Genomic DNA, 19582 nt, shown 5'->3' on the forward strand with positions numbered 1-19582 from the left:
GACCCCTGACATGACCGAAACAAGCGTCGCGCCGGCCGACATTCTGGCCTTCTGGCGCGACGCCGGCCCTAGCCGCTGGTACACGCGCGATGACGTGTTCGATGCGGAAGTGCGCCGGCGCTATCTAGGCCTTTGGCAGAAGGCAGCCGCCTGCGAATTGTCGTCATGGGAAGAGAGCGATGACGGCGCGCTGGCGCTCGTCATCGTGCTCGACCAGTTTCCCCGCAACATGTTCCGTGGCGATATCAGAACCTATGCCAGCGACGCCCAGGCGCGTGCGGTGGCGCACCGCGCTATCGCGCACGGGGTCGACGCGCGGATCGATGGCACTTTACGTGAATTCCTCTATCTGCCCCTGATGCATTCGGAGCACCTGCCCGACCAGTTGCGTTGCATCGAGCTGTCACGTGCAGCCGGCCACGCCGAAAACCTGAAATGGGCAAAACACCACGCCGATATCATCCGCCGCTTCGGCCGCTTCCCTCACCGTAACCACATTTTGGGCCGCGCGAGCACGCCCGAGGAGCAGGCCTTTTTGAACGAAGGTGGCTTTTCGCCCTGATGACGGAAGCGTGAATGGCCTTGGCCGTTGCCGTTTCGTCTCGCCTGAATATTGTGCCGGTCACCCGACCGGTCTAAGAAACAAACCGCTCATTGAGGGAGAATTGACGATGACGATCCAAGTTGGCGAAAAGCTGCCGGAAGCCAAGTTTCGCGTGATGACGGCGGAAGGCCCGCAGGTCAAAACCACCGACGATATTTTCAAGGGCAAGAAAGTGGCGCTGTTTGCGGTGCCCGGCGCCTATACCGGCACCTGCCACAAGATGCACCTGCCGAGCATCTTCCTCAACGCCTATGCCATCAAGGACAAGGGCGTGAACACCATTGCCATCGTCTCCGTCAACGACGCCTTCGTGATGAACGCCTGGAAGCGCGACACCGATCAGCGCGACGAGGCCGTGTTCCTCGCCGACGGCAATGCCGACTTCACCAAGGCGATCGGCATGGAGCTCGACGCCTCCGGCAACGGCCTGGGCATCCGCTCCAAGCGCTATTCGATGCTGGTCGACGACGGCGTGGTGAAGAAGCTCAACCTCGAGCCGGCGCCCGGCAAGGTGGAGGTTTCCGGCGGCGATACGCTGCTGGGGCAGCTGTAAGCTGCGGCACCCTCGCCGCAAACCACACTGTCGTCGCCCGGCTTGACCGGGCGGTCCAGTACTCCGCGGCTTCTCGTATCGATCACTGATGTCTCTGGAATACTGGATCACCCGCCTTCGCGGGTGATGACGGCTGTTGGGCGTGGCTGACCGCCCAGCCTACTTCCCCACTCTCTCCTGCAACCTCGCCATCGCCACGCCTTCACGCGCCAACTCATCGGCGCGTTCGTTTTCGGCGTGGCCGGCGTGGCCCTTGATCCAGTGCCAGCGCACCTGATGCGGTTTCAGCGCGGCGTCGAGCCGCTGCCATAGTTCGACATTCTTGACCGGCTTCTTGTCCGCGGTGCGCCAGCCGTTCCGCTTCCAGCCATGGATCCAGCCGGTGATGCCCTGGCGCACATACTGGCTGTCGGTGGTGAGATCGACCACGCAGGGCTTCTTCAGCGCTTCCAGCGCCGAGATCGCCGCCATCAACTCCATGCGGTTGTTGGTGGTGTGCGGCTCGCCGCCCTTCAATTCCTTTTCGGTCTCTCCGAACCGCAGGATCGCGCCCCAACCGCCGGGGCCGGGATTGCCCGAGCAGGCGCCGTCGGTGAAAACGGTGACGTGAGGCAATTCGCTCAAGCGACGCATCCCGGCTGAATCAGTCCGTAGTCGCGCACGCTGGAAACGCTCTGGTGGAAGCGCAGCTTGCGGACGTATTCGAGCGGGTCCTTCGGCTTCACCAGCGCGCCCGGCGGCACGTTGAGAAAGTCGACGAGCCGTGTCAGCAAAAAGCGCAGCGCCGCGCCGCGCGCCAAAAGCGGCAGCGCCTCCTGCTCGGTATCAGACAATTGCCGCTCGCGGCCGTAAGAATTGAGCAGCGCGCGCGCCTTGGTGACGTTGAAGGAATGATCCGCTTCGAAGCACCACGCGTTCAGGCAGATCGCGGCGTCGTAGGCCAAAATGTCGTTGCAGGAGAACGGGAAGTCGATCAGGCCGGACAGCTTGTCGCCGAGGAAGAAGACGTTGTCGGGAAACAGGTCGGCATGGATGACGCCGAGCGGCAGATCTTTCGGCCAGCACGCTTCGAGGTGATCGAGTTCGCGCGCGATAAAGTCCTGCAGGCCCGGTGCGACGCTGTCGGCGCGCGGTGCGGCGAGATCGAACAGCGGCCGCCAGCCCTCGACCGACAACGGGTTCTTGCGGAACATCGGAAAGTCGTGGCCGGCCAGATGCATTTTCGCCAGCGCCTCGCCGACGCCGGCACAATGCGCGGCGTTCGGCCGCCGCGGCCACATGCCTTCAAGGAAGTTGATGATCGCCGCAGGACGCCCGGCCAGTTCGCTGTAGACCTCGCCCTTGCGATTCCTCGCCGGCTGCGGACAACGCACGCCGCGCTCGGCCAGATGCGCCATCAGCGACAGGAAATACGGCAGATCGTCCACCGCCACGCGCTTTTCATAGAGCGTGAGGATGAACGCGCCCTTGCTGGTATGCACCAGGAAGTTGGAATTCTCGACGCCCTCGGCGATGCCCTTGTAGGAGAGCAACTCGCCGATGTCGTAGCCTTTCATGAACTCCGCGAGGTCTTCGGCGGCGACGTCGGTATAAACCGCCATGAGAAACCTCAGGCGGCGTCGGGTCGCAGCGAGCGCGGCAACGGAAAGAACTCGTTCTCTTCCGCGGCCGAAACCGTCTCCACATGCAGTTCATAACGCTCGGCGAAAGCGCCCATGATCTCCTCGACGATCACTTCCGGCGCGGAAGCGCCTGCGGTAATGCCGAGGCTCTTGATGCCTTCGAAGCGCGACCAGTCGAGATCCGAGGCGCGCTGCGCCAGCACCGAAACAGGGCAGCCCTCGCGCTCGGCGACTTCGCGTAAGCGCTGCGAGTTCGACGAGTTCGGCGCGCCGACCACGATCAGCGCATCGACCACCGGCGCCACCTTCTTGACCGCGAGCTGGCGGTTGGTGGTGGCGTAGCAGATGTCTTCCTTGTGCGGCCCGTTGATGTTCGGGAAACGCTCCTTGAGCAGCGCGACGATCTCAGCGGTGTCGTCGATCGACAGCGTCGTCTGCGTCACGAAGGCGAGGTTGTTCGGATCCTTCGGCGTGAAGGTCTTGGCGTCGTCGGCGGTCTCGATCAACGTCACCGCGCCCGGCGGCAACTGGCCGAGTGTGCCGACCACCTCGGGGTGGTGCGAATGCCCGATCAGCAGGATTTCACGGCCGCGCTTGAAATGGATCGCAGCCTCGCGGTGCACCTTGGTGACCAGCGGGCAGGTCGCATCCAGCGAGAAGAAATTCCGGGCCCGGGCGTCGGCCGGAACCGATTTGGGAACCCCATGGGCCGAGAACACCACCGGGGCGTTGGTATTATCGGGAATTTCGGCGAGTTCCTCGACGAAGATCGCGCCCTTGGTTTTCAGGCTGTCGACCACGTAGCGGTTGTGCACGATCTCGTGACGGACGTAGACAGGGGCGCCATAAATGGCGAGCGCCCGTTCGACGGTATCGATGGCCCGCACCACCCCGGCGCAGAAGCCACGGGGGGAACAAAGCACGATTCTGAGGTCTGGTTTCGCTGACGTTGACACAGAAGGCATTGGGGCTATCTCGGGGACCGAATCACCCCTAGCCGGCGGGCTGGGAACGGCCAATTCGCATAAGGACTTGGGACTGCTTTCGCCCTCTGTCAAGGCACTTTAGCAGACCATTGCGCCAAAGGGGCTGGAAGGCGTATATAGCGCCCTAATTCCCGTCATCCCCGATGACCATAGGCTTCGCCTCCAAAAAGAGGTGGGCGAGGCACAAAGGAGATTTGCCATGAGCAATGCACCGCTGATGCCCAAGGCGACGGCCGTGTGGCTGGTCGATAATACGGCGTTAACCTTCGACCAAGTGGCCGATTTCACCAAGATGCACCCGCTCGAAGTCCGCGCCATCGCCGACGGCGACGCCGCCCAGGGCATCAAGGGCATGGACCCGATTTCGACGGGCCAATTGACCCGCGACGAGATCGAAAAGGGCGAAAAGGACCCGAATTACCGCCTTAAGCTCGGCGAGAGCAAGGTCGTGCTGCCGCCGGCTGCCAAGAAGAAGGGCCCGCGCTACACCCCGGTGTCGCGCCGCCACGAGCGCCCGAGCGCGATCCTGTGGCTGGTCCGCAACCATCCCGAATTGAAGGACGCGCAGATCATGCGCCTGGTCGGCACCACCAAGACCACCATTGCCTCGGTCCGCGACCGCACCCACTGGAATGCCTCGACGCTGACCCCGATGGACCCGGTGACGCTCGGCCTGTGCTCGCAGATCGAGCTCGATTTCGAAGTGCAGCGCGCGGCGAAGGAAAAGCCGGTGCCCGCGGCCTACGGCGGCGCCACGCTCCTTCCGGCCTCCGAGACCACGAAGAAGGAGCCGGAATTCGAGCCGAGCGAAAAGAAAGAGGACGACCTCAACCTCGACGCCGTGTTCGCCAAGCTGAAGACGATCGGCGGCAAGAAGCAGGACGACGACGAGTAAGGTTGTCAGCTGCGGCCGATGCCGAACGCGGCGGGGCAACCTGCCGCGTTTGTGAGGGCGCGATCACCGCGTGGTCGGGTTGGCCGGACCGGCGGCAGCCTGTTCACGTGAGAGCCGCGCAATGTGCTGCAGAAGCTCGTCGGCCAGGAACGGCTTGAGTAGTACTAAAATGCCCTGCGCGATAATCGGCTCCACGATTTCCGACCGGATGTCTCCGGTCATGACAATGGCCGGGACGTTTCGGCCGAGAGCCGCTCGCAAATCACCGATTGTCGTCACGCCGTTTGTCGAGCCCTGAAGATTGTAGTCGCATAGCAGCACATCGGGGCGGATTTCCTGACGGCGGACGCGCGCCAGTGCCTCGTCTGCGGTTGCGACCACGATCGCCTCTATGCCGCGCTCTTTCAGCAGGCGGCTGATCGATGCGCGCACGCTCGCCTCGTCCTCGACGACAAGAATAGTCCCGCGGAAGTCGCCCTTCTCATATCGCGGCTTCTGCGTCCGTTCGCACCTGTCGCCATTCCCGTCGCCGCGCGGGACCTCGATCGTAATGACGGTGCCCTTGCCAGGTGTGGAATGCGCACCGATCGGATGATCCAGCATCTCCCCCAGACGCCTGACGATCGCCAGGCCCAATCCGAGGCCGCCACGTTCTGCTTCAGGCGAGCCCTGATAGTATTCCTGAAAGATATGCGGGAGCTGATCCTGCGTAATGCCAATGCCGCTGTCCCAGACTTCGATCCGGACCTTGTTGCCCACCCGCCGGCAACCCAGCAGAATCCTTCCCCGATCGGTGTATCGCAGCGCGTTCGAAAGCAAATTTCGTATCATCGTTTCGAGCATGCGCTTGTCGCTGCGGACCAGCAGTCCCGAACGCACCATGCGCCACCGCAAGCCTCTGTCGGTGATGGCACCGGAGAAGTCGGCCGCCAGGGAATCAAATATCTCCTTGATCGCGAAGTCGCTCTTCGACGGACGAAGACTTCCCGCCTCAAGACGATTCACATCAAGCAGGCTCGACAGAATGCTGGACATGGTGTCGAGAGATCGCGCCATCCCGTCGACAAGCTCGCGCCCCTCGCCGCCCGTGAGGTGCAGCCCAAGCGAACCTTGCAGAAATCTCAGCGTTTGCAGGGGCTGGCGCAAATCATGACTGGCAGCGGACAGAAAGCTGGATTTTGCGCGATCTGCCAATGCGGCTGATTTCCAGGCGCGAGAAATCTCTCCCTCAAACCGTTTGCGCTCCGTGATGTCGGTCGTCAGGCCGCTGATGCGTATCGGTTTCCCGGTCGAGTCGACGCGGGTGATGGCGACCTGCTCCAGCCAAACTTCGCCGCGCCCATCCGGTCGCATGAATCGGAACGTCATCGAGTGTGAGGGGTCGTCCGGGCGGACCGCGCCCAAGCGAGCGGTGACGGACGGGCGGTCATCGGGATGGACTTGCCTTATCCAGTTCGCACCGTCGATAAATTGTTGTGGACCAAGACCTAGGATTTCAGCGGCATTCCGGCTCACCTCGATCAGACCAGTCTGTAGATTCCAGTCGAAGGTGATCACACCGCCGGCCCGAAGCGCCTCTTCAAGCCGACGCTCCCGTTCGAGAATCGCAGTTTCGTGTTGCCGACGCTCGCTGAACAGCGCCGCAAGAACCAGCGCGCCGAACGACGTGGCCAGAATGGTGGCTTGAGCGGACAGGATACGTTCCTCGATCGGCGACCGCGGGTCGCCGAAAAGACCGACGGCAAATATCGTCGTCCATACGATCGTGATCGCGCACAGGAACGTTGCGATCGCCGTAAAGGCCGGACGAACGCGGGCAGCGATCCACACGAACAGCGGAGCGAGCGAGGCAATCGCCAGTTCGAGGGTCCACGGCTTGTTGGGCAGAATGACGAGGAGGACACACAGGGTGGCCACGATCGCAAGCGCGAAAGCCCCCTCCGCAATTTCGCGCTTCGGCGGCGCTTTGCGCAGGAACGATGCGAGGCCGACCACAAGAGGCGCAACGGCGATGGTACCCACCGTGTCGGAAACGAGCCAATGACTCCATACCGCCACAGGCGATGCGGCCGGGGCATGGAACAACACAAACCCGAGCATGCCGACCAAACCATCGACCATGGCGGCAACGACCGTGGCGGCGAATAATCCAAGGACACAACGCAGCTCATCGAGTTCGAATGGAGCGCCGCAAAATCGCTGGATCAGCCCTGAGACGATAAGGGGACCGCTGGCATTCGCCACCGCGAAAAACGTGGTGCTGGCAAGATTGCGATCGCCGAGCAGATTGGCCGCAAAAGTGGAAGCGACCACCGCGACGACGACCGGCCACCGCACCGCCGGGCCGAACGCCACCAGAATCCCGGTGGCCACGCCCGCGGCCGGCCAGAACACGGCAACGCCATCAGACTTTTCGAGCAGAGCGAGGCTGAGACGCGCGGCGAGGAAAAAGACGATTGCAACGAGAATTGAAACAGTCCAAGGCGGCCACGCTGCGGACGATGGCGCTGGAGGTGCGTTAGTTGTAGCCGCCTCCAAGCTCATCGGACACATCCGCTTGGCTACGCAACTCGGCTAAATTCAGACCGCCCGCACCACTGCGTCGGCCGATTGCTGCAATGAAAGAACTCGCCCGCTCAGTATTTAATGCCAAAAGTAGCCTGACAAGTGCCATTCCGTGCATTTCATGTGTGAGCGTCCGGGAGCTTGGTGCGCTCCGCTCGTTAAGCCTCGCTCGTCTGGCCCCCACAGGAACGGCAAGATCGTACCACTAGCCCAGCTCTATCTCGTCGTTGATCTCATGCGAGAGGCTGATACTGCCGATCGTCAAAACCATCTTCGCCGGCAGCTTCTCGTGGCCCTTCAGCTTGCCGGCGTCGAGCGCGTCGCGCACGGCCTTTTCGATCTCGCGTTGCGAGGTGACGCCGACTTGCTTCAGAAACTTGCGCAGGCTGGCGTTGAAGACATCTTCGTTCATGAGAGCCTCCTGATCACGGCCGGACCGGGTTGTTCAGCATCTGCTCGGCCATATTGCGCTGGGCGCGGTCAGCACGGGCGTTGGCGTTGCCACGCTGCACGTCGCGGTTCTTGCGGCAATTGACGTATTCGTTCGAGCCCACCGCGACATTGTTGGCACGGCAGAATGCATCGTCGTCCGCGCTGGTATCGACCATGGTCGGCTGGCCGCGTTCCAGGCAGCCAGCGAGCAAGGGGGCGGCGAGCATGAGGGTGATGACGTGCTTTGCAAGTCCAGACTGCATGCGGGGCTCCCATTGTTCCATCTCGTCATTGCCGGGCTTGACCCGGCAATCCATCGAAAAGATGGCAGCCTGCTTTGACGATGATGGATGCCCGGGTCAAGCCCGGGCATGACGAGCAGGGCTGGCTTGGAACCCTACACCCTGCCCTTCAGCGCGTCGCCGATTTCGTCCAGCACCTTCGGGTCCTCGATGGTCGCCGGCATGGTCCAGCTCTCGCCGTCGGCGATCTTTTTGATGGTGCCGCGCAGGATCTTTCCGGAGCGCGTCTTCGGCAGCCGCCCGACGGTGATCGCGAGCTTGAACGCCGCGACAGGGCCGAGCTTGTCGCGCACCAGCGCCACGATCTCCTTTTCGATTTCCGCAGGCGCTCGCGCGACGCCGGCCTTCAGCACCAGGAAGCCGCAAGGCACTTCGCCCTTGATAGGGTCCTTGATGCCGAGGACGGCGCATTCAGCGACATCGGGATGGGAGGCCAGAATTTCCTCCATGCCGCCGGTGGAGAGGCGATGACCGGCAACATTGATGATGTCGTCGGTGCGGCCCATTACCCAGACATAGCCGTCCTCGTCCTTGTAACCGGCGTCCGAGGTCTTGTAGTAGCCGGGGAACTCCGTCAGGTAGGCTTCCCTGAAGCGCGCGTCCTGCTCCCACAGGGTCGGCAGGCAGGCGGGCGGCATCGGCAGCTTGATCACGATCGAGCCCATGGTGCCCGCGGGCACCGGCTTGGATGCCTCGTCGACCACGTCGACCTGATAGCCTGGCATCGGCACTGTCGGAGAGCCGTGCTTGACCGGCAGCATGCCGAGACCCACCGGATTGCCGGCGATGCACCAGCCGGTTTCGGTCTGCCACCAGTGATCGATGACCGGCACCTTCAATTGCGCTTCCGCCCATTCCACCGTCGGCGGATCGGCGCGCTCGCCGGCCAGAAACAGCGTGCGGAATTTCGACAGATCGTATTTCCGGATGAACGCGCCGTCCGGATCCTCCTTGCGAATGGCACGGAACGCGGTCGGCGCGGTGAACAGCGCGACCGCCTGGTGTTCGGAAATGACGCGCCAGAACGCACCGGCATCCGGCGTGCCGACCGGCTTGCCCTCATACATGATCGAGGTCGCGCCATGAATCAGCGGGCCATAGACGATGTAGCTGTGGCCAACCACCCAGCCGATATCGGAGCCGCACCACCAGACCTCGCCAGGCTTGACGCCGTAAAGATTGAACATCGACCATTTCAGCGCAACCAGATGCCCGCCATTGTCGCGCACGACGCCCTTCGGGATTCCCGTGGTGCCGGAGGTGTAGAGAATATAAAGCGGATCGGTCGCGAGCACCGGCGTGCAGGGCGCGGCCTTGCCGGCACCAAGCGCGGCGTCGCGGAGCGCTGCCCAGTCGTGATCGCGGCCCGCTGTGAGTTCGCAAGGGTGCTGCGGCCGTTGCAGGATGACGCAAGCCTGGGGCTTTGCGCTTGAAAGCTTGATCGCCTCGTCGAGCAGCGGCTTGTATTGCACGATGCGGCCGGGCTCAATGCCGCAGCTTGCCGAGAAGATCAGTTTCGGCTTGGCGTCGTCGATCCGACTAGCAAGCTCCTTTGCAGCAAAGCCGCCGAACACTACCGAATGCACCGCCCCGATGCGCGCGCAGGCCAGCATCGCAAACACCGCTTCCGGCACCAGCGGCATATAGAGGATGACGCGGTCGCCCTTGGCGACGCCGAAATCGGCCATCACGGCGGCGAGCGTCTGCACCTCCTTGAGCATCTCGGCATAGGTGAATTTCGAGATCGAGTTGGTGAGCGGCGAATCGTGGATCAGCGCCACCTGGTCGGCGCGCCCGCCCGCGACATGGCGGTCGAGCGCGTTGTAGCAGGTGTTGACCACGGCGCCGGCGAACCAGCGGCCATAGGCACCCATCGAGGGATCGAAGATCTTTTTGGCCGGCTCGATCCAGTCGATCTCACGCGCGGCCTCGGCCCAGAATCCTTCCGGATCAGCCAGCGAGCGGGCATGGACCTCGTGGTAGCGGCTGTTGTTCTGGATATTCATGGCGCACTCCCCGCGTGTTCGCCCATCGTCGTCATGCCCGGCCTTGTGCCGGGCATCCACGTCTTTGCCTCAGGTCAAAGGAAGCAAGACGTGGATGGCCGGGACGAGCCCGGCCATGACAGCTGAGCGACATTATTTCAGGGGCATTGTCACGCGAAGTTGCGCCAGATCAAGCCGTAATAGCTTGGCCGTTCGGCCAAAACCCCTATTGCCGGGCGATCGTGTTGAGCTTCTCCAGCCGGTCCTCCATCGCCTGACGGAGGTCATAGCCCCGCTTGCCGAACGAGGCGTTGCGCTTGTCGATGAAGTTGCGCTGCTGCCGGGTCAGCGCCAGCGCGGCGCGATGGCTGTCGGATTCCGCGCTCGCAATCGCCCGCAGGAACACATCGTTGATATTGCGGTCGAGCTGGGCGAGACTAGCGTCGGCGCAGATCGCCTTTTCGACCTGGCGTTTCGCCGTGGCGCAATTGAAGCTCGGCAGGTTCTTCTGGTAGCTCAGCGAACCCAGCCGTTCGATCTCCTGCGTAATCTCCTTGTGATTGGCGGCGGCGGTACTGTCCGCGGGATTGAGGCGGACGGCTTCCACATAATCCTTCAGTGCACGGCTGCGATCGCCCTTCTTGACCCAGGCCGCACCGCGATTGTTGTAGGCGCGCTGGAATTTCGGATCGAGCTTCAACGCCGCATCGTAATCCGCAATCGCACGGTCGTAATCCTTCCGCGCCTGATGAGCATCGCCGCGGTTGGTCAGGAATTTTGCCTCGGGGCGCAGCTTGATCGCTTCATCATAGTCGGCGATCGCGCGCGCATAGTCGCCGTTACCGGCGAGATCGAGGCCGCGATTGTCGAAAAATTCCGGCTGTGTCGGATCGATCCGGATTGCCGTGGTCACGTCCTCGATCGCTTTTTCAGTTCGGCCGAGCTTGCGGTAGGCCGCGGAACGGTTGCTGTAGGTGCGGGCACGGTGCGGCTCGAGGCGGAGCGCTTCATCGTAATCGGCGATTGCCTTCTGATACTCGCCCTTGAAATACCAGGCGGCGCCGCGGTCCGAGAAGGCTTGCGCGAAATCCGGCTTCAGCCGCAGCGCCTCGTTGTAGTCCTCGATGGCACGGTCGTACTTCCTCGTGTTGTTGAAAGCATTGGCGCGGCTTGCGTAACCGGTGGCATTGTCCGGCTCGAGCCGGATCGCCTGGTTCAGCGCCTCGAACGCGGCCTCCATCCTGCCGGTCTGGCGCAGGATTTCACCGCGGGCACGAAAGGCGCGGGCCCGGTTGGGGTCCCGAGAGATCACGGTATCGATTTCGGCCAACGCCTTGCCGGTCTGGTCGCTGTTATACAGCACGACGGCGCGGGTAATCGTGGCGTCGAGCCGATCTCCCTCCAGCGTCGCCGGATTATCGATCAGCGCGGTACAAGTCTCGATCAGCTCAGCGGGCTCGGCAGCCGAAAGCGCCGTGCAGATGACCGGCTGCTCGGCTGCTGTTTCGGCGCTGGCGCCGCTGGAAGTCAGGATCGCAATGGCAACCGCCGCGCTGGCGGCAAAAGGCGAAATGAATGATCGCATGATCGGGCTCGTCAAATGACTGAAGTACGCGCGGCAATGCCGCGCCCGATCACTGTGTCGTCACTGATCTCTCTGAGGTTCGAAAGCCTCCGGGCATCTCCACCAATCGGGCCGAAAACGACCTAGTATCCATCGATCCCGTTAATCTGTTGCAGGCGGTCGCGCATCGCTTTTTTCAGGTCGTAGCCGGGCCGGCCGTATTCCGCATTGCGGCGGGCGATGTATTCCGCCTGCTCTCGCCGCAGCTTGCGCGCCTGCTGTGGGGTCATCTTCTCAGCGGCTGCCCTGACATACGAGCCTTCGATCTCGCGATCGAGATCGGCGAGTTCGGGATTGGCGCAGATCGCCTTTTCAACCTTCCGGCGGGCGGTGGCGCAATTGAAGCTCGGCTTCCCGGCGACCGCCTTCAGCGCGCCCAACCGCTCCAGTTCCAGCGCCAGCGCCCGGTGGTTGGTTCTGGCCGCAACGTGGTTCGGGTTCAGCTTGATCGCCGCGGCAAAATCGGCCACCGCCTTCGGCAGGTCGCCCTTCTTGCGCCAGAGCTCGCCGCGCGCGTTGTGGATATCGGCGAGTGAGGGATCGAGCCGCAGCACGCCGTCGTAGTCGGCGATGGCGCGGTCGGCCATGTCCTTGCGCTCATAGGCGGCGCCACGCGCGATCAGCGCCTTGATGCGGTCGGCCTTTTCGGTCTTTGCGTTGTCTATCAGCGCGCCGCAGGCCGCGATCGTCTTGTCGTCGTCACGCGCGAGCGCGGCGGCGAGGCAGAGCGCCGGGTCAACGCGCAAGTCCTTGGCCGGCTCGACGGTGGTCGCCGATACGCCCTGCGCAAACGCGATCCACAGCAAGGAAGCCGCGACCAGCCCGCGGATGTCGGAATAGAATCGCATCAATTGACCCGGGAAGCCTTGTATCCAGGAAGTCTTGGAGTGGCGCGCGATCCTAGCAAGCCGTCCGCTTTTTCGACAACGGGCGCGTGTGCGTATCCGTTTTCGTACGGGGACAGATTTTGGCCGAAACGTGACATGCGCGAAAACACCATCGTCCGCACGCAAACGGATATTTTTGGTCACGAAATTTGTCTTGAACCTTTTGCAGGTCACACGGACTCAATATCCATGACCACATTAACCGACTTCAATTCGCCGCGTGCCATCGCGCAATCCCGGACGGGCTACTTTTACTTCTACATGGCGCTGGCCTGCATGGCCGTTGCCTTTCTCGGCTTTGCGCCGACCTATTGGCTGCCGCTGGCAAAGCGATCGTTTTCGGCCTCGCCGATCGTCCATTTCCACGGCATGCTGTTCTTCGCCTGGTCGCTTTATTTCGCATTCCAGAGCTGGCTCGCCGCATCAGGCAAGGTCGCCCGGCATCGCACCATCGGCATGATCGGCGTATCGCTGGCGACCGCGATGACGATCTTCGGCTTCCTGGTCGCGGTCAACGCGATGAAGCGGTCGGCTGCTGCTGGAATGACCGAGGACGGAATCGCATTCGCGATTGTCCCGCTCAGCGGAATTCTGTTCTTTGCGGTGGTGTTCACGCTGGCAATCGCCGCCATCCGTCAGCCGGAAACGCACAAGCGGCTGATGCTGCTGGCCAGCATTTCGCTATTGGACGCCGCGGTCGCACGCTGGTTTCTCACCTTCCTCGCGCCTCCCGGCCCGCTCGGCCCGCCCCCGGTGCCGGTGACCATCCCGCCCGCCATCGTCGCCTATCTGCTGCTGGTGGTCGCCATGGTGTTCGACTGGCGCACGCGCGGCCGGCCGCATCCGGTCTATGTCTATGGCGGCCTTGCCCTGATCGCCGTGAAATTCCTGAACTGGCCGATCAGCATCATGCCGCTTTGGCATTCCTTCGCGGGCGGCATCCTGGCGATGGCGCAGTAGCGTACGGGAGGAATACCTTCTTGCCGGTTAGTGCTAGATTGATGGCGACATCGATCTCGACCGGCAGGGAATCCCAAATTTGCTAGCATTCGAATGGATTATCGGGCTGCTGCTTGGCGCGGTGATGCTGTCCGCACTGGCGCGGCGGCTCAAGGTACCCTATCCGACATTTCTTGCGATCGGCGGCATGCTGCTGGCCTTCGCGCCCGGGAGCCCGTCGTGGACGCTGCAGCCTGAGCTGGCGCTGGCGCTGTTCGTGGCGCCGGTGCTGCTGGATGCGGCTTTCGATACCTCGCTGCGCGACCTCAGGAACAACTGGCTGCCGGTCTCGACACTGGTGCTGGTTGCGGTCGGGGTCACGACCGCCGCCGTAGCTGTGGTCGCGCACTGGCTTCGCCCGGACATGCCGTGGGCAGTCGCGATCGCGCTCGGCGCCATCGTGGCGCCGCCCGACGCCGCGGCGGCCACCGCGATCCTGCGCCAGGTCAACCTGCCTTACCGCATCCAGAAGATCCTCGAGGGCGAAAGCCTGCTCAACGATGCCAGCGCGCTCCTGATCTACCGCGTCGCGGTCGGCCTGGTCGCCGCCGAGCACATGAAGGTGCACGAGTTCGTGCCCTCAGTTGCGCTGGCGCTGTTCGGAAGCCTCATTGCCGGCTTCCTGTTCGCGCGGGTCTGGACGCAGATCACGCGCCGCATCACCGAGGCGCCGAGCGCAATCATCACGCAATTCGCCGGCACCTTCATGGTGTGGATCGTCGCCGAGCATATCGGGCTGTCCGGCATTCTCACCATCGTCGCCTATGCGATCACGATCGCGCGCACCGCGCCCGAGCGTACCCCGGCGCGGCTGCGCGTGGCCTCTTACGCGGTGTGGGAAACCGTCGTGTTCGTGCTCAATGTGCTGGCGTTCATGCTGATCGGCATGCAGCTCAACCCGATCTGGTCTGGGCTCGACGACGAGGTGCGGTTCAAGTATTGCAGCTTTGCCGCCGCGATCCTTGCCGTCGTGATCCTCACCCGCATCGCCTGGGTGATGCCATATGGCGCATTGCTGCGCGCCTTGAACACCCACGGCCTGCTTCCTGCGCACGTGTCTCCCGCGGTGCCGACGGTTGAACGCGGCATCATCGTGTCCTGGTGCGGGATGCGCGGCATCGTCACGCTGGCGGCCGCCTTCGCGTTGCCCGAGAACTTTCCGTATCGCGATCTTATCCTGCTGACGGCTTTTGCCGTGGTGCTGGGAACGCTCGTGATCCAGGGCGTGACGCTGCGGCCGTTGATCCTCGCGCTGAAATTCGAGGAGGACGATCCGGTCGCGCGCGAGGCCGCTCAAGCCCGCTGCGCCGCCTATCGCGCCGCGCTCGAGGCGATCGAAGCCGATCCGTCCGAGGAGGCCGAGATCCTGCGGCTCGAATACCGCGCCGTGCTGCTGCGGGCCGAAGCCGAACCCGAAATCGGCATCGCGACCCGCGAGCTGCCGGCCGATCCGCTGCGCCGCCGCGCCATCGGCGCGGCACGAGCGGCGCTATTGAGGATGCGCCAGTTCGAGGAGATCGGCGACGACGCCTTCCACCAGGTGGAAGAAGAGCTCGATCGCGCCGAATTGAGCGCACAGGCATAACGGAGCGATCGCGCGTCAGGCGCCCGACTTGCTCGTGATCCCGCCGTCGACCACCAATTCGATTCCCGTGACGTAGCGGGATTCGTCGGAAGCCAGAAACAGCGCGGCATTGGCGACGTCCCAGGCGTCACCCATGTGCCCCATCGGCACCTGCGCATCGCGCGCCCGCCACATCGCCTCGACGTCGCCGGCCGAATAGCTGGCCGCCAGTCCCGCCGAATGCTCGACCATCGGCGTCTTCATCAGCCCGGGCAGGATGCAGTTGACGCGGACATGGTCTTTCGCAAACTGCACGGCAGTCGTGCGCGTCATCTGGTTCATCGCCGCCTTGGAGGCGCCGTAGGTGACGTAGGAAATGCCGAGGTGGCGGATCGAGGCGATCGAGGAGATGTTGATGATCGAGCCGCCGCCCTGCTTCTGCATCACGGGGATGACGTGCTTCATGGCGAAATAGGCGCTCTTGAGATTGACCGCGAAGACGTGGTCCCAGCTCGCTTCGTTCACTTCGACGACGTTACCCATCTCGGCGATGCCAACATTGTTGTCGAGCACGTCGATGCGGCCGTAAGCCTTGAGGCACGCCGCGACCATCGCCTCGACCTCGGCTTCGCGGGAGACGTCGGCGGTGAAGGCGACAGCCTTGCCGCCCTCGCCCGTGATGATGTCGACGGTCTCCTTGGCTGCGGCCGCATTGCGGTCAACGCAAAACACCTGCGCGCCCTCGCGCGCAAACGTCGCGGCGGTCGCCTTGCCGTTGCCCCAGCCGGGCCCGATCGAGCCCGCGCCCACCACCATCGCCACCTTGCCTTTGAGCCGTTCCATCGACTTTCTTCTCCCTGTTAGGTACTCATTTTCTTGTAGCCCGGGTGAAGCGAAGCGCAACCCGGGATTCTTTTTTGGCAGTTGCCCTAGATTTTCGCTTCGCTCCATCCGGGCCACGGATTGGCGGCGGCTTGGGGTCAAGCCGTCCGATAAGCTAAATAAATCGCCCCGATATTCGCCTACAAGGCCCTTGCCACGGTTACCCAAATTGGACTGAATGCGCCCGCGAACGACCCGCGGAAGCCGGGTCTTGAGAATTAACGGGTCCCCGGGGAAAGCATGGCAGCAGACAAGACAACGCCGCCCAATGATGAGGTCGTCGCGGTATCCGACGAAGCGCTGCACAAGGCAGAAGCCTACATCGAGGCGGAAGAAGGCGCGGCCAACCGCCTGATGGGCTGGGCAGGCAGGATCTCGACCACGATTGCCGTGGTCATGAGCCTGTTCCACCTCTACGCTGCCTACGCCATCGTTCCGACCCAGGAGCTCCGCTACACCCACGTCGCCTTCACGCTGGTGCTGAGTTTCCTGCTGTTTCCGCTGGCGACGCGCTTCCGCAACCGCGTGCGCTGGTGGGATGTCGTCCCCGGGATCGTCGCGGTTGCCACCATCGTCTACGCGCTGTGGGGCGGCGAGGATTTTACCGACCGCGCCACCACGCCCGACCGCTGGGATGTGATCGTCGGCATCGTCTTCATCGTGCTGCTGCTGGAGGCGACGCGGCGCACCACCGGCGCGATCATGCCGGTCGTATCGCTGTTCTTCATCGCCTATGCGATGTTGGGTCCGTATCTACCGGCACCATGGACGCATCGCGGCTATGATCTGGCCCGCCTGGTCGGTCATCTCTTCATTACGCTGGAGGGCATCTTCGGCGTCGCAGTCGACGTGTCGGCTACGCTGATCATCCTGTTCACCATCTACGGCGCATTCCTGCAGCATTCCGGCGCCGGCAAGTTCTTCATCGATTTCTCGCTGGCGCTAATGGGCGGCAAGCCGAACAGCGCCGGCCGCACCGTGGTGCTGTCGTCGTTCCTGCTCGGCGGCCCCTCCGGATCGGGCGTCGCCACCACCGTGATGATCGGCACCGTGGCCTATCCGATGATGGCGAAGGCGGGCTTCGAGAGGAATGCCGCGGGCGGACTACTCGCCGCCGGCGGGTTGGGCGCGATCCTGTCGCCGCCGGTGCTGGGCGCCGCCGCGTTCCTGATCGCCGAGTTTCTCAAGATCAGCTATCTCGACGTGATCTGGATGGCGACCATCCCGACCTGTCTCTACTACATGTCGCTGCTGTTCATGGTCGAACTGGACGCCAAGAAATTCCACGCCAAAAACGTGGCCTTCACGCCCGAGATGTCGCTCGGTCAGATGACCATGCGGTATGGCTTCCACTTCATCTCGCTGCTGGCCGTTGTCTTTTTCATGGTCATCGGCTACTCGCCGTCGCTATCGGTGTTCTACGCCATCGTAGTTACCTTTGCGCTGAGCTTCCTGCGCCGGGAGACCGCGCTGGTGCCGAGCAAACTGGTGAAGGCACTGGCCGACGGCTCGATCGGCGCGCTCAATGCCGCGACCACCTGCGCCTGCGCGGGCATTGTCGTCGGCATCGTGACACTGACGGGTCTTGGCCTCAAGTTCTCGTCGATCGTCATCGCCTATGCCGGCGGTAGCCTGCTGCTGACCGCGATCTACACCTCGCTGATCGTTTGGATCATCGGCCTCGCGGTGCCGGTAACCGCGTCCTACATCATCTGCGCGGTCATCGCGGCGCCCGCGCTGATCAAGCTCGGCGTGCCCGATTACGCTGCGCACATGTTCATCTTCTACTATGCCGTCTTGTCCGAGGTTTCGCCGCCGACGGCGCTCTCGCCGTTCGCGGCGGCCGCCATCACCGGCGGCGATCCCTACAGGACCACCCTGCAATCCTGGAAATACACGCTGCCGGCGTTTCTGGTGCCGTTCGTGTTTGTGCTCGACCCGCAGGGCGCGGGGCTGCTGATGTCGATTCCCAAGGGCGGATCGTGGGTCGACATCATCGAAATCACGATCAAGACGAGCCTGGGCCTGCTGGCGCTGGCTGCATTTGCCCAGAACTGGGCGCTGCGACAAAATACAGCGGTCGAGCGCGGCCTGCTTCTGCTATCCGGATTGCTGCTGGTGTTCCCGAGCCTGATTGAGGCAATCGTCGAATGGATCACCGGACGCGATATCAGCTACACCTATGTGCCGGGCCTGATCATCGGTTTCGGCGTATTGCTGTGGCAGGCCAGAACGCGGTCGCCAGAGCGACCCGCGCTCACAACATAGAAAAGCGATTGAGGAGACAAAAATGAAAAAGACCACAGCGATATTGGCGATGACGCTGGGGCTCGCCTTTGCCGGCGCAGCTCATGCGCAGCAGAAAACCATGTCGATCGGCACCGGCGGCACCGGCGGCGTCTATTATCCGCTCGGCGGCGCGGTTGCCAACGTGCTGTCGAAGAACCTTCCCAACGTGCAGGCCACCGCCGAGGTCACCGGCGGCTCGGTCGACAATCTCAAGCTGATCGGCGCCGGCAAGAGCGAGATGGCCTTCACCATGGCCGATGCCGCGCTCGATGCGCTGAAGGGAGAGGACAAGTTCAAGAGCGGCAAGGTGCCGCTGCAGGCGCTGCTCGTGGTCTATCCGAACCGCATGCACGTGGTGACGGTGGAAGGCACCGGTATCAACACTATGGCAGACTTGAAAGGCAAGCGCGTTTCGACGGGATCGCCCGGCAGCGCCACGGAAGTGATGGCGTTCCGCGTCATCGAGGCGGCCGGTCTCGACAAGGACAAGGACATGAAGCGCGAACGGCTCGGCGTCGCCGAATCCGTCAATGCGGTGAAGGATCGCAAGATCGATGCGTTCTTCTGGGTCGGCGGCATCCCCACTGCCGCGGTAACCGATCTCGCAGCGACGCCCGGCCTGAAGATAAAGCTGATCGACCATGGCGATCTGGCCGAGAAGATGAACGCGAAGTACGGCAAGCTCTATTCTTCCAGCAAGATCAAGGCAGGCTCGTATCCGGGCTACGACAAGGACAATTCCATCACCGAGGTCTGGAACCTGATCGTCACCGGCGACAAGATGAGCAACGAGGACGCCTACACCATCGTCAAGACGCTGGTGGAGAAGAAGGCCGACATCGTCGCCGTGCACAAGGAGGCCGAGAGCTTCACGCTCGACAACCAGGTGCAGGAACGTTCGCCGATCCCGTTCCACCCCGGCGCGCTGAAATACTTCAAGGAGAAGGGCGTCGGCGGCTAGGGCCTCGATATTCGCTATCCGAATGAAGCGGAAGCGACATTCGGACGGAAGGTACAGTGACCGCGGCCTGCCAGGGACCGCGGTCATTTTTTTGCCGAGCAAAGGTTTGTGTGCGTCGCGGCATGGCTGCTCCCGCGAAAGCGTTTTTCGCGGTGCTTGCAAGCCACGACCATCGCGGCGCCGGCGCGCGACCACAAGCGTTAACACGCGAGGCTGAACAGATATTGCCCAAGCCGGACATCAACGCATTGAAGTCTGCCAATTCGGCAGGATGGACTGCCCGCGCGCCTATTGGCGCCGTCGCGGCCGGCAATTCCTCTAAAATTTTATTCTTGTCGGCGGCTTTAACCCTACTGAAGTAATCATGTGACCTTCCGCAAAATTCCATTATTGCGACCTCAACGCGGATGTACCAATGGCGCCGGGGTATTT

Annotated in this window: 18 protein-coding genes; 8 read left to right on the plus strand and 10 right to left on the minus strand. The window is 62.9% G+C overall.

Annotation, left to right across the window (positions count from 1 at the left end; translation table 11 throughout):
• Positions 1 to 10 precede the first annotated feature (10 nt).
• Positions 11 to 562 carry a DUF924 family protein gene (locus ACH79_RS07005; RefSeq protein WP_161850360.1) on the plus strand — a complete coding sequence of 184 codons (552 nt, stop codon included), beginning with the start codon at positions 11 to 13 and terminating at the stop codon, positions 560 to 562.
• A 109-nt stretch (positions 563 to 671) separates the two neighbouring features.
• Positions 672 to 1157, plus strand: a complete 486-nt coding sequence (locus ACH79_RS07010; protein WP_161850361.1) for a peroxiredoxin — start codon at positions 672 to 674, stop codon at positions 1155 to 1157.
• Between the two features lie 159 nt (positions 1158 to 1316).
• On the opposite strand, the gene rnhA is transcribed toward ACH79_RS07010, so the two are convergent.
• The 3 genes from rnhA to ispH are packed head-to-tail and all read right to left on the minus strand — an operon-like array spanning position 1317 to position 3744.
• The gene (rnhA, locus tag ACH79_RS07015) at positions 1317 to 1790 is read right to left on the minus strand and encodes a ribonuclease HI (RefSeq protein ID WP_202639188.1); all 474 of its coding nucleotides are present in this window, start codon (positions 1788 to 1790) and stop codon (positions 1317 to 1319) included.
• Positions 1778 to 2758, minus strand: a complete 981-nt coding sequence (locus tag ACH79_RS07020) for a homoserine kinase (protein WP_161850363.1) — start codon at positions 2756 to 2758, stop codon at positions 1778 to 1780. The genes rnhA and ACH79_RS07020 overlap by 13 nt, the downstream gene beginning before the upstream one ends.
• A gap of 8 nt (positions 2759 to 2766) precedes the next feature.
• Complete coding sequence (gene ispH / locus ACH79_RS07025; RefSeq protein WP_161850364.1) at positions 2767 to 3744, minus strand: 4-hydroxy-3-methylbut-2-enyl diphosphate reductase; 978 nt, start codon at positions 3742 to 3744, stop codon at positions 2767 to 2769.
• Positions 3745 to 3964: 220 nt separating this feature from the next.
• Between ispH and ACH79_RS07030 the strand changes: the two genes are divergently transcribed.
• Positions 3965 to 4660 carry a DUF1013 domain-containing protein gene (locus ACH79_RS07030; protein ID WP_161850365.1) on the plus strand — a complete coding sequence of 232 codons (696 nt, stop codon included), beginning with the start codon at positions 3965 to 3967 and terminating at the stop codon, positions 4658 to 4660.
• A 63-nt stretch (positions 4661 to 4723) separates the two neighbouring features.
• Here ACH79_RS07030 and ACH79_RS07035 read toward each other — a convergent pair whose 3' ends face one another.
• From ACH79_RS07035 to ACH79_RS07060, 6 genes are all read right to left on the minus strand, one after another.
• Positions 4724 to 7213 (minus strand): MASE1 domain-containing protein, encoded by a 2490-nt coding sequence (locus tag ACH79_RS07035; RefSeq protein ID WP_371419370.1) that lies wholly within the window; start codon positions 7211 to 7213, stop codon positions 4724 to 4726.
• A gap of 217 nt (positions 7214 to 7430) precedes the next feature.
• Positions 7431 to 7637, minus strand: coding sequence for a DUF6494 family protein (locus ACH79_RS07040; RefSeq protein ID WP_161850367.1), 207 nt, complete (start codon positions 7635 to 7637; stop codon positions 7431 to 7433).
• Positions 7638 to 7650: 13 nt separating this feature from the next.
• Positions 7651 to 7920: a hypothetical protein gene (locus ACH79_RS07045; RefSeq protein WP_161850368.1), complete on the minus strand. Its 270-nt coding sequence runs from the start codon at positions 7918 to 7920 to the stop codon at positions 7651 to 7653.
• Positions 7921 to 8054: 134 nt separating this feature from the next.
• Entirely contained in the window at positions 8055 to 9965 is a 1911-nt protein-coding gene (locus tag ACH79_RS07050) for a propionyl-CoA synthetase (protein ID WP_161850369.1), read from the minus strand.
• Positions 9966 to 10170: 205 nt separating this feature from the next.
• Positions 10171 to 11529, minus strand: a complete 1359-nt coding sequence (locus ACH79_RS07055; protein WP_161850370.1) for a tetratricopeptide repeat protein — start codon at positions 11527 to 11529, stop codon at positions 10171 to 10173.
• Positions 11530 to 11651: 122 nt separating this feature from the next.
• Positions 11652 to 12416, minus strand: a complete 765-nt coding sequence (locus ACH79_RS07060; RefSeq protein WP_161850371.1) for a tetratricopeptide repeat protein — start codon at positions 12414 to 12416, stop codon at positions 11652 to 11654.
• A gap of 228 nt (positions 12417 to 12644) precedes the next feature.
• On the opposite strand from ACH79_RS07060, the gene ACH79_RS07065 reads away from it, so the two are divergent.
• Together ACH79_RS07065 and ACH79_RS07070 are read left to right on the plus strand one after the other, a co-directional pair.
• Positions 12645 to 13415 carry a hypothetical protein gene (locus ACH79_RS07065; protein ID WP_161850372.1) on the plus strand — a complete coding sequence of 257 codons (771 nt, stop codon included), beginning with the start codon at positions 12645 to 12647 and terminating at the stop codon, positions 13413 to 13415.
• A 79-nt stretch (positions 13416 to 13494) separates the two neighbouring features.
• Positions 13495 to 15039 (plus strand): sodium:proton antiporter, encoded by a 1545-nt coding sequence (locus ACH79_RS07070; protein ID WP_161850373.1) that lies wholly within the window; start codon positions 13495 to 13497, stop codon positions 15037 to 15039.
• Between the two features lie 15 nt (positions 15040 to 15054).
• Here ACH79_RS07070 and ACH79_RS07075 read toward each other — a convergent pair whose 3' ends face one another.
• Positions 15055 to 15861 (minus strand): SDR family NAD(P)-dependent oxidoreductase, encoded by an 807-nt coding sequence (locus ACH79_RS07075; protein WP_161850374.1) that lies wholly within the window; start codon positions 15859 to 15861, stop codon positions 15055 to 15057.
• Between the two features lie 279 nt (positions 15862 to 16140).
• On the opposite strand from ACH79_RS07075, the gene ACH79_RS07080 reads away from it, so the two are divergent.
• From ACH79_RS07080 to ACH79_RS07090, 3 genes are all read left to right on the plus strand, one after another.
• On the plus strand, positions 16141 to 18168 hold the full coding sequence (locus tag ACH79_RS07080) for a TRAP transporter fused permease subunit (protein WP_161850375.1): 2028 nt from the start codon (positions 16141 to 16143) through the stop codon (positions 18166 to 18168).
• A gap of 22 nt (positions 18169 to 18190) precedes the next feature.
• A complete protein-coding gene (locus ACH79_RS07085) occupies positions 18191 to 19150 on the plus strand; it encodes a TAXI family TRAP transporter solute-binding subunit (RefSeq protein WP_161850376.1) in 960 nt (319 codons plus the stop codon).
• 122 nt (positions 19151 to 19272) lie between these two features.
• A complete protein-coding gene (locus ACH79_RS07090; RefSeq protein ID WP_161850377.1) occupies positions 19273 to 19512 on the plus strand; it encodes a hypothetical protein in 240 nt (79 codons plus the stop codon).
• Positions 19513 to 19582 lie beyond the last annotated feature (70 nt).

Origin of the sequence: Bradyrhizobium sp. CCBAU 051011 (assembly GCF_009930815.1) — a bacterium.
In the GTDB taxonomy this organism is placed as follows: Bacteria; Pseudomonadota; Alphaproteobacteria; order Rhizobiales; family Xanthobacteraceae; genus Bradyrhizobium.